This window comes from Streptococcus oralis subsp. tigurinus, assembly GCF_002093545.1.
Lineage (GTDB): Bacteria > Bacillota > Bacilli > Lactobacillales > Streptococcaceae > Streptococcus > Streptococcus oralis_C.
Genome location: NZ_LNVF01000001.1, coordinates 257,894 through 270,990, shown reverse-complemented (window position 1 = coordinate 270,990; position 13,097 = coordinate 257,894). Strand labels below are relative to the sequence as shown.

Below are 13,097 nucleotides of genomic sequence, written 5' to 3'. Positions count from 1 at the left end.
AGATAGAAAAGCCCAGTTGTCTTATCCTGGGCTCTTATCTACTCTTCTCACTCAAGGACTAAGTTCACTTGAGCAAACTGAATCCGCACTATCGTTCCTTTTCCGACCTCAGGCTCGATACGAATCTGGTGACCCAGTTCTTCAGAAATTTTCTTGGATAGGTAGAGGCCAAGTCCAGACGACTGCTGGGTCAAACGCCCATTGTAGCCTGAAAAACCACGTTCAAAGACTCGGAGTACATCACTGTTTTTAATCCCAATCCCCGTATCCTTGATACAGAGTTCCTGATCTTCCATATAGATCTCCAAACCACCTTGCTTGGTGTATTTGAGGCTGTTTGAGAGGATTTGTTCAATGACGACCAACAACCACTTCTTATCGGTCACGATGGTTTTGTCTAAGTCATGTAGATTGACTGTCAGTCCCTTTTGGATAAAGAAAAGAGCGTACTTACGAACCATCTCCTTGACCAAGTCCTCCACTTGAACCTTTTCAAAGACCAAGTCATCGTGAAAACTCTCTAAACGCAGGTACTGCAAAACCAGATTGGTATAGGAGTCAATCTTGAAAATTTCCTGTTCCAGCTGTTGTTTGACCTCCCGATCAGAGACTTCTGCTACCAAAAGGCGACTAGCAGCAATGGGGGTCTTGATCTGGTGAACCCACAAGGTATAGTAATCAAGCAAATCCGTCAGCTTGCTTTGGGCTTCCGACTTCTTTTGATACAATTCAGACTCTCGCTCTTCGAGTTTCTCTGCCAGCGCACATTCCAGAGGGGACTTGGGATCTCTTTCAGCATAGAGTACTTCCTGCCGGTAAACCTGAGCTTCTGCAAAAATATCCCAAACCAAAAATAAAAGGGTCAAAAAGCTACTGAGGAGGAAAAAATAGAAGAAATAAAATCCTATACTAGCGAATAAAAACTGAAAGAGAAAAACAAGAAAACCCAATGAAAAAATATAGACAAAAAGACGACTGCGAGAACGCAGATAGGCCAGAAAAAATAGTTTCCAATCAAGCATGTTTCAGTCCGTACCCTATTCCCTTCTTGGTTTCGATAAATCCTGCCAAGCCTTGCTCCTCCAACTTTTTGCGCAAGCGAGCAACGTTGACAGACAAGGTATTGTCATCGATGAAAAAATCGCTATTCCAGAGTTCCCGCATCAGGTCATCACGCGCCACGATATTACCCGCATGTTCAAACAAAATCCGCAAAATCTGAAATTCATTCTTGGTTAAACTCAATACTTCCCCCTGATAGTGCAGGTCCATAGACTTGGTATTGAGGATCACACCCGCATACTCCAGCAGACTTTCATCTCGGCCAAACTCATAGGAACGGCGCAACAAGCCCTGAACCTTGGCAAGGAGGACCTGCTGGTCAAAAGGCTTGGTCACAAAGTCATCCGCACCCATATTGATCGCCATGACAATATCCATCGCCTGATCTCTCGAAGACAGAAACATGATAGGTACCTGAGAAATCTTACGAATCTCCTGACACCAGTGGTAACCATTAAAAAGAGGCAGACCAATATCCATGAGGACTAAATGAGGTTCTGACTGAACAAAAAGGCTCAATACTTCCATAAAATCTTCTACCAAAACAACCTCAAAGCCCCACTCAGAAAGCAGTTTCCCCACTTGTTGTCGAATGACTTGGTCATCTTCTACTAGTAAAATCTTGTGCATGCGCTCCTCCTTTGTTCTTATTATAACAGATTTTCCCTATGGATAAAACGCAAACCTGTATTTAAACCAGTTAGCTAGTAGTATAGCAAAATCTAGTAAGCCCACTAGCTAATTCTTGGTAAATGTGATAGGATAAACATAGAGAAAGGAGCTTTTATGGCCAATATTTTTGACTACCTCAATGATGTAGCATACGATTCCTTTTATGACCTCCCCGTGAATGAGTTAGATGTTCTTGCCTTGACTGAGTTGACCTACCTTGCTTTTGATAATGTAATCACCCAAGAACCAAAGCGCCTCATAGATCTAGCACCTCAAATCCCTAGAGACACGACGATGTTGACCAATAAAAACCGTCTCCAGTTGTTGGATCAGCTCGCTCAACACAAACGCTTTAAAAATTGCAAGCTCTCAAACTTTATCAATGATATTGATCCTGAATTGCAAAAACAGTTTGCGGCTATGACTTATCGTATCAGTCTCGATACCTATTTGCTTGTTTTTCGCGGGACAGATGACAGCATCATTGGTTGGAAAGAAGATTTCCATATGACCTATATGAAGGAAATCCCTGCTCAAAAACATGCCCTCCAGTATTTAGAGGACTTTTTTGCCCAACATCCCAATCAAAAGATCGTCCTAGCAGGGCATTCAAAAGGGGGCAATCTAGCTGTCTATGCTGCCAGTCAACTTGATCCAAACTTACAGAAAAACATTGTCGCTGTCTACACTTTTGATGCCCCTGGGCTTCACAAGGAACTAACCGAAACACCTGGCTATCAAAACATGATGGAAAGAACGAAAGTATTTATCCCACAAGGGTCTATCATCGGGATGATGCTGGAAATTCCGGATAAAAAAATCGTCGTTCGAAGCACCGCCTTAGGTGGCCTTGCCCAGCACGACACCTTTAGTTGGCAGATTGAAGACAAACACTTTGTCCAACTAGACGAGACCAATAGTGATAGTCAGCAAGTCGATACAACCTTCAAGGAATGGGTTGAAACAGTTCCTGACGAAGAACTGCAGCTCTACTTTGACCTCTTTTTTGGAATCATTCTCGATGCAGGCATCTCCTCTATCAACGATCTTTCTTCCTTCAATGCCATTGAACACATTCATCAACTCTTTGTACAAGCTCAATCCCTCACTCCCGAAGAAAGAGAAACCATGGGGCGCTTAACCCAACTCTTGATTGACACCCGCTATCAAGCTTGGAAAAATCGTCAAAGCACGAAAAAGACTTTTTGATACCCTAAGTATCCTCTTCTATGCTATACTTAGTTTAGTACATTCTTTGAGAGAGGAAGATTTATGAAAGTCCATAAAACCGTGAATCCCGTTGCTTATGAAAACACTTATTATCTGGAAGGAGACCAACACCTGATTGTGGTTGACCCAGGTAGCCATTGGGAAGCTATTCGCAAGACTATTGAAAAAATCAACAAACCAGTCTGCGCGATTCTCCTGACACACACCCACTACGACCATATTATGAGTCTAGACTTGGTTCGTGAGACTTTTGGAAATCCTCCAGTTTATGTAGCAGAGAGTGAAGCTAGCTGGCTTTATACACCTGTAGATAATCTCTCTGGTCTCCCTCGTCACGACGATATGGCAGATGTGGTCGCAAAACCAGCAGAACACCCCTTTGCCTTTCATGAAGAATACCAGCTTAAGGAATTTCGTTTTACAGTTCTACCAACCCCAGGGCACTCTATCGGCGGCGTTTCTATCGTCTTTCCTGATGCTCATCTAGTCTTGACCGGAGATGCTCTATTCCGAGAAACCATCGGACGGACAGACCTTCCTACAGGTAGTACGGAACAACTTCTCCATAGCATTCAGACGCAACTCTTCACTCTTCCTAACTACGATGTCTATCCCGGGCATGGTCCAGCTACGACTATCGCTCACGAAAAGACTTTTAATCCCTTTTTCTAGCAAGCAAAAAACCAAGGATACTATCCTTGGTTTTTGTTTTACCAAATAATCACACGGTCCTCTGGTGAACGCCACATACCGTCGCCTTCTTTGACATCGTAAGTTGTAAAGAAGTCATCAAAGTTTGGCACTTGGACATTGACACGGAGCTTAGCTGGCGCGTGTACATCGACACTGGCCATGAGTTTCATCAACTCCGGACGGCCTTTCATACGCCAGATACGAGCAAAGTTGTGGAAGAATTCTTCAGCAGAGAAGTCTGGTTCTCTCTTGGCAGCTTCAAGGGCTGCAGCGATCCCTCCTAAGTCGGCAACATTTTCTGATACGGTTAGTTTCCCATTGATAGTGGCACCGTAAGACTCTTGCCCGTCAAACTGGTCAATGACCTTCTGCGTTTTTTCTTTAAAGGCTGCATAGTCGCTTTCTGTCCACCAGTCTTTGAGACTACCATTTTCATCAAAGGAAGCACCATTTGTATCAAAGGCATGAGAAATCTCATGGGCAATAACAGCACCAATACCACCGTAGTTAGCAGAAGACGACTGATGCAAATCATAGAATGGAGCCTGTAAAATAGCAGCCGGGAAGACAATCAGGTTCTTCTGAGGATTGTAGTAGGCATTGACCATGTGAGCTGGCATACCCCACTCCTTGTAGTCAACTGGTTGGTTCCACTTGCTCCAGCTGTGCTTGATTTCCACACGCGCAAAGGCTAAGGCATTCTCAAAGAGACTGGCAGTTTCATCCACCACCTTGTCCTTGTAGCGGGCTGGCAATTCCTCGGGATAACCGATATAAGGTTTGATGACATTAAGTTTGACAATGGCCTTGTCACGCGTTTCAGGTGTGAGCCAGTTGTTCTTAGCCAAGCGTTCCTTATAAACATCAATCATAGTCGCTACTTTTTTCTCTACGTCTGCCTTAGCTTCTGGAGAGAATTTTTCATGCGCGTACCAGAGACCAAGGGCTTGCTTGAAAGGACCTTGAGCCAAGTGATAAGCTGCCTTGACCTTGTCCTGAGCTTCTGGAACACCTGAAAGAGCACGACCATAAGCACCTGACAAGACACGAATCTCGTCTGTGAGATAGCTTGTTGAAAGATTGACAACGCCCAAAATCAAGGTTGCTTTAAGTAGAGGCCACGCTTCTTCACTATAGAATTGGTCTGCTGCTTGCCAGAAACGTTCCTCGTCTACGATAACCTTATCTGGAGTTTGTCCAATCACTGCTTGGAAGAAATCATCCAGAGGTAGGGCAGGGGCAAATTTCTTGAAATCTTCAAAGGCATATGGATGGTAAAGTTTGGCATATTCTGAACTTTCTTCGTTAGAAAGAACCACCGCTGCGATACGACGGTCCAATTCCAATCTCTTCTCTAGTAAGTCTGCGATTTCCTCATCTGAAAAATCATAGGCTTTGAGAAGATTCGTGGTACTTTCCTTCCAAAGAGTCAAGAGTTCCTCACGCTGAGGATGGTCTTCAGCGTAGTAGGTTGTATCTGGCAAGATTGTTCCTGGTGCACTTGCCCAGAGAACATTTGTTCTGGCATCCATAAAGTCTGGCGAAACACCAAAAGGAAGAAAATTTGGTTTACCAGCTAGTTCAAATTCTGCTAGTTTGCTGGTAAAATCTGCAAAACTCTCCAAATCCTGGTATTCCTTGAGTAGAGGAAGGACAGGCTTAATCCCATCAGCTTCCCTCTTATCAAAATCACGTACCATACGATGGTACTTAACAAAGTTTGCGAGGATAGCATCCTCTGGGACCTCTTCACCCGCCAACCACTTGTCCGTAGTCGCCAGCATCAACTCTTCAATTTCCTCGTCAAGGTCAATAAAACCACCTGTTCGAGATTTGTCAGCTGGAATGACAGCTGTTTTTTCCCATTCGCCATTAATTGCATCATAAAAATCGTCTTGATAACGTGTCATCTTGTTCTCGCTTTCATTTTTCACTTATTCCTAGCTTAGCAAAAAACACAGGAGAATGCAATTAAAAATAAATTTCTTGTATCTTTCATTTTATTGTTGTTTTATTAAATTTTTTAAAAATTAACTTGACTTAATTTTTTTTTTAATGTATATTAAATACGGGAGGGAGGAATTTGTTATGATACGTATTGAACACCTCAGCGTCTCCTACAAAGAAACGCTGGCACTAAAGGATATCTCACTAGTGCTCCACGGACCAACTATTACCGGAATTATTGGTCCAAATGGTGCTGGAAAATCAACTTTATTAAAAGGTATGTTAGGAATTATCCCACATGAAGGTCAGGCCTTTCTCGACGACAAAGAAGTCAAGAAATCTTTAAATCGAGTTGCCTATGTCGAGCAAAAAATCCATATCGACTACAATTTCCCTATCAAGGTCAAGGAATGTGTCTCTCTGGGACTCTATCCATCCATCCCGCTCTTCCACACTTTAAAGGCCAGCCACTGGAAAAAAGTGGCAGAAGCACTTGAAATCGTTGGACTCTCAGACTATGCTGATCGCCAAATCAGCCAGCTCTCAGGAGGACAATTCCAACGTGTTTTGATTGCCCGCTGCCTAGTGCAGGAAGCTGACTACATCTTTCTAGATGAGCCTTTTGTCGGGATTGACTCGATCAGTGAAGAGATTATCATGAATACGCTGAGAGACCTAAAAAAATCTGGTAAAACAGTTCTCATCGTCCATCATGACCTCAGCAAAGTCCCCCATTATTTCGACCAAGTTTTGCTTCTCAATCGAGAATTAATAGACCTTGGTCCGACCGAAGAAACCTTTACCGAGGTCAATCTCAAAAAGGCCTACGGTAGCAAACTCTTTTTCAATGGAGGTGACCTATGATAGCAGAATTTATCAATGGATTGCAAAATTTCCATTTCCTACAAAACGCCTTGATAACAGCTATTGTCATCGGAGTTGTTGCTGGAGCTGTGGGATGTTTTATCATCCTACGTGGGATGTCTCTCATGGGGGATGCCATCTCTCACGCAGTTTTGCCCGGCGTAGCCCTTTCCTTTATCCTGGGAATTGATTTCTTTATTGGAGCCATCATCTTTGGCTTGATGGCTTCCATCATCATTACCTACATCAAGGGAAACTCTATTATCAAGAGTGACACTGCCATTGGTATTACCTTTTCATCTTTCTTAGCCTTAGGTGTCATCTTGATTAGTGTTGCCAAGAGTTCGACAGACCTCTTTCATATCCTTTTTGGGAATATCCTCGCTGTCCAAGATACGGACATGTGGATTACCATTGGTGTGGGCGCAGTCATTCTCTTGATTATCGGGATTTTCTTTAAACAACTATTGATTACATCCTTTGACGAGCTTCTGGCTAAGGCCATGGGAATGCCCGTTAATTTCTACCACTATCTGCTCATGGTGCTCTTGACCCTTGTGTCTGTCACCGCAATGCAAAGTGTTGGAACCATTCTTATCGTGGCCATGCTAATCACTCCAGCCGCGACGGCTTACCTTTATGCTAATAGCCTAAAGAGTATGATTTTCCTTTCATCAACCCTAGGGGCAACCGCTTCTGTTGTGGGACTCTTTATCGGCTATAGTTTCAATCTCGCAGCAGGATCGAGCATCGTGCTCACATCCGCCAGCTTCTTTCTAATCAGTTTCTTTATCTCTCCTAAGCAACGATACTTGAAACTGAAAAACAAAAAAATCATTAAATAACGGGGAAACCCTTCTGGAGGAATCTAATGAAAAAATTAGGTACATTGCTTGTACTCTTTCTTTCCGTCATTGCACTTGTAGCATGTGCTAGCGGAAAAAAAGATGCAGCTTCTGGTCAAAAACTGAAAGTTGTTGCTACAAACTCAATCATCGCTGATATTACCAAAAATATCGCTGGTGACAAGATTGATCTTCATAGTATCGTTCCTGTTGGTCAAGACCCACACGAATACGAACCACTTCCTGAAGACGTTAAGAAAACCTCTCAAGCTGACTTGATTTTCTATAACGGTATCAACCTTGAAACAGGTGGCAATGCTTGGTTTACCAAATTGGTCGAAAATGCCAAGAAAACTGAAAACAAAGACTACTTTGCAGTTAGCGACGGTGTAGACATCATCTACCTTGAGGGCCAAAACGAGAAAGGCAAAGAAGACCCACATGCTTGGCTCAACCTTGAAAATGGGATGATTTATGCTAAAAATATCGCTAAACAACTGATTGCAAAAGACCCTAGCAACAAGGAATTCTACGAAAAAAATCTCAAAGACTATACTGAAAAGCTAGACAAACTGGACAAGGAAGCCAAAGAGAAATTTAACAATATCCCTGCTGAGAAGAAACTCATCGTAACCAGCGAAGGATGCTTCAAATACTTCTCTAAAGCCTACGGTGTTCCAAGTGCCTACATCTGGGAAATCAACACGGAAGAAGAAGGTACTCCTGAACAAATCAAAACCTTGGTTGAAAAACTTCGCCAAACAAAAGTTCCATCACTCTTTGTTGAATCAAGTGTCGATGACCGTCCAATGAAGACTGTTTCACAAGACACAAACATCCCAATCTACGCACAAATCTTTACTGACTCAATCGCTGAAGAAGGCAAAGAAGGCGACAGCTACTACAGCATGATGAAATACAACCTTGATAAGATTGCTGAAGGATTAGCAAAATAATACTCTTCGAAAATCAAATTCAAACCGTGTCAGCTTAGCCTTGCCGTACTCCAGTACAGCCTGCGGCTAGCTTCCTAGTTTGCTCTTTGATTTTCATTGAGTATAAGCCTCTGAAAAACGTCGTTCTCACGGGAATTGGCGTTTTTTTATCTTTCATTTTTCAGTCAAATCATTGGAAAAATCTGACAATTCTCGGTAAAATGAAAGAAAAAAAGAATGGAGTAGTTTCATGACCACTTTTCTCGGAAATCCTGTAACTTTTACAGGTAAACAACTGCAAGTCGGAGACAAGGCACTTGACTTTTCTCTTACGACAACCGATCTCTCTAAAAAAACGCTAGCTGACTTTGATGGAAAGAAAAAAGTCTTGAGTGTTGTCCCTTCTATCGATACTGGTGTCTGCTCAACGCAAACACGTCGATTCAACCAAGAACTTGCCAACCTTGACAACACCATCGTTCTTACTGTTTCTATGGACCTACCATTTGCCCAAGGACGCTGGTGTGGGGCTGAAGGCCTTGACAATGCCATCATGCTCTCAGACTACTTTGACCATTCTTTCGGACGCGATTATGCCCTTTTGATCAACGAATGGCATCTCCTTGCACGTGCCGTCTTTGTTCTCGATACTGACAATGTCATCCGTTACGTAGAATACGTTGACAACATCAACACGGAACCAGACTTTGAAGCTGCCATTGCTGCAGTGAAAGAACTGGACTAAAATCAAAGCCATTAGGGCAGAAGGCTAGAGAAATCTAGCTTTTTTTGATATACTAGATGGAGAGAAAAGACAAGAGGAAACGAATGACGCCAAATAAAGAAGACTATCTAAAATGTATTTATGAAATCGGTACGGAGATGCAGAAAATCACCAATAAAGAAATTGCTGCCCGTATGCAAGTCTCTCCACCTGCCGTAACAGAGATGATCAAACGCATGAAAAGTGAAAATCTCATCCTCAAGGATAAGGAGAATGGCTATCTATTGACAGATATTGGGCTCAAACTAGTCTCCGAGCTCTATCGCAAACACCGGTTGATTGAGGTCTTTCTAGTTCACCATCTCGACTATACCAGCGATCAAATCCACGAGGAAGCTGAAGTCCTAGAGCACACTGTATCCGACCTCTTCGTAGAGAGACTGGATAAACTGCTTGGCTTCCCTAAAACCTGCCCCCACGGAGGAACCATCCCAGCTAAGGGAGAGCTCTTGGTTGAAATCAACAACCTACCTCTAGCAGATGCCAAAGAAGCCGGCACCTATCTCCTGACTCGCGTTCATGATAGCTTTGATCTACTCAAATATCTAGAAAAGCATGAAATTCATATCGATGACCAAGTCCAGGTCAAGCAATTTGATAATTTTTCCAATACCTTTACACTGGTCAACAGAGGTGAAGATCTCCAAGTTAGCATCGATATCGCCAAACAACTCTATGTCGAAAAAATCAGTTAAGACCTTATCCCTGAAAGAGGTTCCTTTCAGGGATTTTTTATCATTTAAGTTGTAATCCCCATTCGTTTGGTGTAGAATGAAGCTAGATAAAAGAGGGAGGTCTTCCTATGAAAAAGCTCTTTAGAATCCATTTTGCAGCCATTGCAGTCAGCGATTTGCTACTGTTGGTAACTTTCAGACCCCGATACGAACTTTCTTTGGAGAGAGGTCTGATTTTTTGCTTCATTTTCATCCTCGCTCAGGGACTACTGCTGTCTCGCTTGGTCTTCCGACTCAAAAAACATTTCTCTGAGATTTATCCTCAGATGAACAAAAAAATTCGCCTTTATTACTTAGCGATTCTCTCTGTTGACCTTCTATTATTTCTCTTTTTAGCCATCACTGGCCCTCAATATTTCTACTCTCTTACTCCAGTCTTTACTTCCTGTCATTCTACTTTATATTATATAACGGCTAGCCACCTAAGAGAAAACTATCCAGACTTTTACAACAAACATACCTCTTTATGGGAGTGTCTATAAACAAAAACCAAGCCAGCTGGCTTGGTTTTCTTATCTATTTTTAGTATCAAGAATGATGGTAACTGGCCCATCATTTACCAACTCCACCTGCATATCCGCTCCAAAGATGCCTGTCTGAACGGGCACTTCCTGAGCTAGCTTTTGGTTGAAAGCCTCATAGAAGGCAGCTGCCATATCCGGCTTGGCTGCACCTGTAAAAGCGGGACGATTACCCTTCTTGGTATCCGCAAAAAGAGTAAACTGAGAAATAGAGAGAATTTCCCCTTCAATATCCTTGACAGACAGGTTCATCTTGCCTTCTGCGTCTGAAAAAATCCGCATATTGACAAGCTTTCTCACAGCATAGTCCAGATCTTCCTCTTGGTCCTCTGGGCCAACACCGGCTAGCAATAAGAGTCCCTGATTAATTTTTCCATGAACCTGACCTTCGATACTCACTTGGGCTTTCTTAACTCGTTGGATAATGATTTTCATAATAGCCTTTCTAGTAACTGAAGGGACAATTAGCCGTTGGTCCGTTTGACAGAGTAGACCTCTGGCACACTCTTAATCTTGTCCACAACTGTGGTCAGTGTAGAGAGGTTGGAAATACCAAAGGAGACATGGATATTAGCAAATTTCATATCCTTGGTTGGCTGAGCATTAACGGTTGAGATATTCTTGGTCGTGTTGGAGAGAACTTGTAAAACATCGTTCAAAAGCCCTGTACGGTTGAGACCATATATATCGATGTGGGCAGTGTATTCCTTGCTTGAGAATTGATCTTCCCATTCCACATCAAGGAGACGTTGCTCGTAGTTTTCTTGGGCGCGAAGGTTCATACAGTCCACACGGTGAATAGCTACACCGCGACCCTTGGTAATGTAGCCGACAATGTCGTCACCTGGCACTGGATTGCAACACTTGGCAATCCGAACTAGGAGACCTGAGGCACCTTCAATGACCACACCACCCTCATGCTTGACCTTGAGGGTTTCTTTGTTTTCGACCTTAACTTCGCCACCTTTGACAAGCTCTTCTGCTTCCGCCTTGGCCTTAGCGCGTTCTTCCTCACGACGTTCCTTTTCAGTCAAACGGTTAAAGACGGTAATAGCGCCAATTTCTCCAAAACCAATGGCTGCATAGAGGGCTTCCTCTGTCTTGTAGCTGGTCTTTTGAAGGACCTCGTCCATGTGACGCTTGTCCATAAATTTATTGGCTATATAGCCGTTTTCTTGGAACTGGGCCATCAGCATCTCACGGCCCTTGTTAACGGATAATTCCTTGTCTTGATTTTTAAAGAACTGACGAATCTTGTTGCGTGCCTTGCTGGTCTTGACCATGTTGAGCCAGTCACGACTCGGACCAAAGGAGTTGGGGTTGGTGATAATTTCAACCTGATCCCCTGTCTTGAGCTTGGTTGTCAGTGGAACCATACGGCCATTGACCTTGGCACCAGTCGCTTTTTCACCGACTTTGGTATGGATTTCATAGGCAAAATCAATCGGTCCTGAATCTTTTGGAAGGGAGCGAACCGCACCATCGGGAGTAAAGACATAAATCTCCTCCGCCAGATAGTTTTCTTTAACAGAGTCCACAAATTCCTTGGCATCATCAGCCTGGTCTTGGAGCTCCATCATCTCCTTGATCCAGTTCATCCCAATAGCAGATTCCTTGCTGTTGACCTGCCCTTTAATGCCTTTCTTATAGGCCCAGTGAGCTGCTACCCCGTACTCAGCCACTTCGTGCATTTCCTTGGTCCGAATCTGGAATTCAATCGGCCCTTTTGGTCCATAAACGGTCGTATGGATAGACTGGTATCCATTGGCCTTACGATTAGCGATATAGTCTTTGAAGCGGCCTGGCATGGGTTTCCAAAGTTCATGCACATAACCCAGCATGGCATAGACATCACTCTGGGTATCTAAGATACAGCGAATGGCAATCAGGTCATAAATCTCCTCAAAGCGTTTCTTCTTATCCTGCATCTTGCGATAGATAGAATAGATATGCTTAGGACGACCATAGATTTTCCCTTTGAGATTGCGTTCGGTAGCATAGTCCTCCAACTTGGTTACGACTTCATCGACCAAAGCCTCACGTTCTCTGCGTTTCTCCTTCATCATGTGAGTAATCTTGTAAAACTCAGTTGGATTGAGGTAACGGAAAGATAAATCTTCCAACTCCCACTTGACACTGGAAATCCCTAGACGATGAGCTAGTGGTGCGTAAATTTCCATGGTTTCTCTGGAGATACGTTCTTGCTTGTCCTTTCGCAGGTGTTTGAGAGTCCGCATATTGTGCAAACGGTCCGATAGTTTGACCAAAATAACACGGATATCTTCAGACATGGCCATGAGCATCTTGCGGTGATTTTCAGCCAATTGTTCCTCGAGTGATTTGTACTCAACCTTACCAAGCTTGGTCACTCCATCAACGATAATCCGAACATCATGACCAAACTCACGCTCCAAATCATCCAGTGTCGCATCTGTGTCCTCAACTACATCATGCAAAAAACCACAGGCAACAGTTACGGCATCCAGTTTGAGCTTAGCCAGAATTCCTGCCACTTGGATAGGATGGATAATATAGGGCTCACCTGATTTTCGGTATTGACCACTATGACAATCAACTGCGTAAATCAATGCTTTTTGTACAAAAGCAACGTCTTCCTTTGTTAAATATTCTCTCGTTAAAGCGACTACCTGATCGCCCGTCAAATTCACTTCTTTCGGCATCTATACTCTCCAATTCTTCCTACCATTTTATCACTTTTTTAAGAATATTAAAACTAGAAAAGCCTGTTTTCATGCCGAGCCTGTGCATTTAAAAGAAAAAACACTGCAAGAGAAACTCTGCAGTGCTTT

General features: G+C 43.2%; 13 protein-coding genes. 8 read left to right on the top strand and 5 right to left on the bottom strand.

The window, feature by feature from the left end:
* Positions 1-47 precede the first annotated feature (47 nt).
* Complete coding sequence (locus ATE34_RS01290) at positions 48-1,022, bottom strand: sensor histidine kinase (protein WP_000887936.1); 975 nt, start codon at positions 1,020-1,022, stop codon at positions 48-50.
* Positions 1,015-1,692, bottom strand: a complete 678-nt coding sequence (locus ATE34_RS01285; RefSeq protein WP_000548986.1) for a response regulator transcription factor — start codon at positions 1,690-1,692, stop codon at positions 1,015-1,017. Before ATE34_RS01285 ends, ATE34_RS01290 begins: the two co-directional genes overlap by 8 nt.
* 156 nt (positions 1,693-1,848) lie before the next feature.
* Between ATE34_RS01285 and ATE34_RS01280 the strand changes: the two genes are divergently transcribed.
* Complete coding sequence (locus ATE34_RS01280) at positions 1,849-2,943, top strand: DUF2974 domain-containing protein (RefSeq protein ID WP_001273846.1); 1,095 nt, start codon at positions 1,849-1,851, stop codon at positions 2,941-2,943.
* Between the two features lie 63 nt (positions 2,944-3,006).
* Positions 3,007-3,636, top strand: a complete 630-nt coding sequence (locus tag ATE34_RS01275) for an MBL fold metallo-hydrolase (protein WP_084910741.1) — start codon at positions 3,007-3,009, stop codon at positions 3,634-3,636.
* Positions 3,637-3,674: 38 nt separating this feature from the next.
* Here ATE34_RS01275 and ATE34_RS01270 read toward each other — a convergent pair whose 3' ends face one another.
* Positions 3,675-5,567, bottom strand: a complete 1,893-nt coding sequence (locus ATE34_RS01270) for a M13 family metallopeptidase (protein WP_084911137.1) — start codon at positions 5,565-5,567, stop codon at positions 3,675-3,677.
* Positions 5,568-5,745: 178 nt separating this feature from the next.
* On the opposite strand from ATE34_RS01270, the gene ATE34_RS01265 reads away from it, so the two are divergent.
* From ATE34_RS01265 to ATE34_RS01235, 6 genes are all read left to right on the top strand, one after another.
* Positions 5,746-6,468 carry a metal ABC transporter ATP-binding protein gene (locus ATE34_RS01265; RefSeq protein ID WP_000618098.1) on the top strand — a complete coding sequence of 241 codons (723 nt, stop codon included), beginning with the start codon at positions 5,746-5,748 and terminating at the stop codon, positions 6,466-6,468.
* Positions 6,465-7,313, top strand: coding sequence for a metal ABC transporter permease (locus ATE34_RS01260; RefSeq protein ID WP_000559800.1), 849 nt, complete (start codon positions 6,465-6,467; stop codon positions 7,311-7,313). Before ATE34_RS01265 ends, ATE34_RS01260 begins: the two co-directional genes overlap by 4 nt.
* Positions 7,314-7,339: 26 nt before the next feature.
* Complete coding sequence (locus tag ATE34_RS01255) at positions 7,340-8,269, top strand: metal ABC transporter substrate-binding protein (RefSeq protein ID WP_084910739.1); 930 nt, start codon at positions 7,340-7,342, stop codon at positions 8,267-8,269.
* Positions 8,270-8,498: 229 nt separating this feature from the next.
* Positions 8,499-8,993, top strand: coding sequence for a thiol peroxidase (tpx, locus tag ATE34_RS01245; protein ID WP_061597928.1), 495 nt, complete (start codon positions 8,499-8,501; stop codon positions 8,991-8,993).
* 83 nt (positions 8,994-9,076) lie between these two features.
* Entirely contained in the window at positions 9,077-9,727 is a 651-nt protein-coding gene (locus ATE34_RS01240; protein WP_033583450.1) for a metal-dependent transcriptional regulator, read from the top strand.
* A gap of 107 nt (positions 9,728-9,834) precedes the next feature.
* The gene (locus tag ATE34_RS01235; protein WP_061597930.1) at positions 9,835-10,248 is read left to right on the top strand and encodes a hypothetical protein; all 414 of its coding nucleotides are present in this window, start codon (positions 9,835-9,837) and stop codon (positions 10,246-10,248) included.
* A gap of 30 nt (positions 10,249-10,278) precedes the next feature.
* On the opposite strand, the gene dtd is transcribed toward ATE34_RS01235, so the two are convergent.
* Both dtd and ATE34_RS01225 read right to left on the bottom strand, forming a co-directional pair.
* Positions 10,279-10,722 carry a D-aminoacyl-tRNA deacylase gene (gene dtd, locus ATE34_RS01230; protein WP_061597931.1) on the bottom strand — a complete coding sequence of 148 codons (444 nt, stop codon included), beginning with the start codon at positions 10,720-10,722 and terminating at the stop codon, positions 10,279-10,281.
* A gap of 29 nt (positions 10,723-10,751) precedes the next feature.
* Positions 10,752-12,968: a RelA/SpoT family protein gene (locus ATE34_RS01225; RefSeq protein WP_084910737.1), complete on the bottom strand. Its 2,217-nt coding sequence runs from the start codon at positions 12,966-12,968 to the stop codon at positions 10,752-10,754.
* Positions 12,969-13,097 lie beyond the last annotated feature (129 nt).

Coding starts and splice junctions, on each gene's coding strand:
- ATE34_RS01290 (WP_000887936.1), bottom strand. CDS start 1,022: ATGCTTGATTGGAAACTATTTTTTCTGGCCTATCTGCGTTCTCGCAGT.
- ATE34_RS01285 (WP_000548986.1), bottom strand. CDS start 1,692: ATGCACAAGATTTTACTAGTAGAAGATGACCAAGTCATTCGACAACAA.
- ATE34_RS01280 (WP_001273846.1), top strand. CDS start 1,849: ATGGCCAATATTTTTGACTACCTCAATGATGTAGCATACGATTCCTTT.
- ATE34_RS01275 (WP_084910741.1), top strand. CDS start 3,007: ATGAAAGTCCATAAAACCGTGAATCCCGTTGCTTATGAAAACACTTAT.
- ATE34_RS01270 (WP_084911137.1), bottom strand. CDS start 5,567: ATGACACGTTATCAAGACGATTTTTATGATGCAATTAATGGCGAATGG.
- ATE34_RS01265 (WP_000618098.1), top strand. CDS start 5,746: ATGATACGTATTGAACACCTCAGCGTCTCCTACAAAGAAACGCTGGCA.
- ATE34_RS01260 (WP_000559800.1), top strand. CDS start 6,465: ATGATAGCAGAATTTATCAATGGATTGCAAAATTTCCATTTCCTACAA.
- ATE34_RS01255 (WP_084910739.1), top strand. CDS start 7,340: ATGAAAAAATTAGGTACATTGCTTGTACTCTTTCTTTCCGTCATTGCA.
- tpx (WP_061597928.1), top strand. CDS start 8,499: ATGACCACTTTTCTCGGAAATCCTGTAACTTTTACAGGTAAACAACTG.
- ATE34_RS01240 (WP_033583450.1), top strand. CDS start 9,077: ATGACGCCAAATAAAGAAGACTATCTAAAATGTATTTATGAAATCGGT.
- ATE34_RS01235 (WP_061597930.1), top strand. CDS start 9,835: ATGAAAAAGCTCTTTAGAATCCATTTTGCAGCCATTGCAGTCAGCGAT.
- dtd (WP_061597931.1), bottom strand. CDS start 10,722: ATGAAAATCATTATCCAACGAGTTAAGAAAGCCCAAGTGAGTATCGAA.
- ATE34_RS01225 (WP_084910737.1), bottom strand. CDS start 12,968: ATGCCGAAAGAAGTGAATTTGACGGGCGATCAGGTAGTCGCTTTAACG.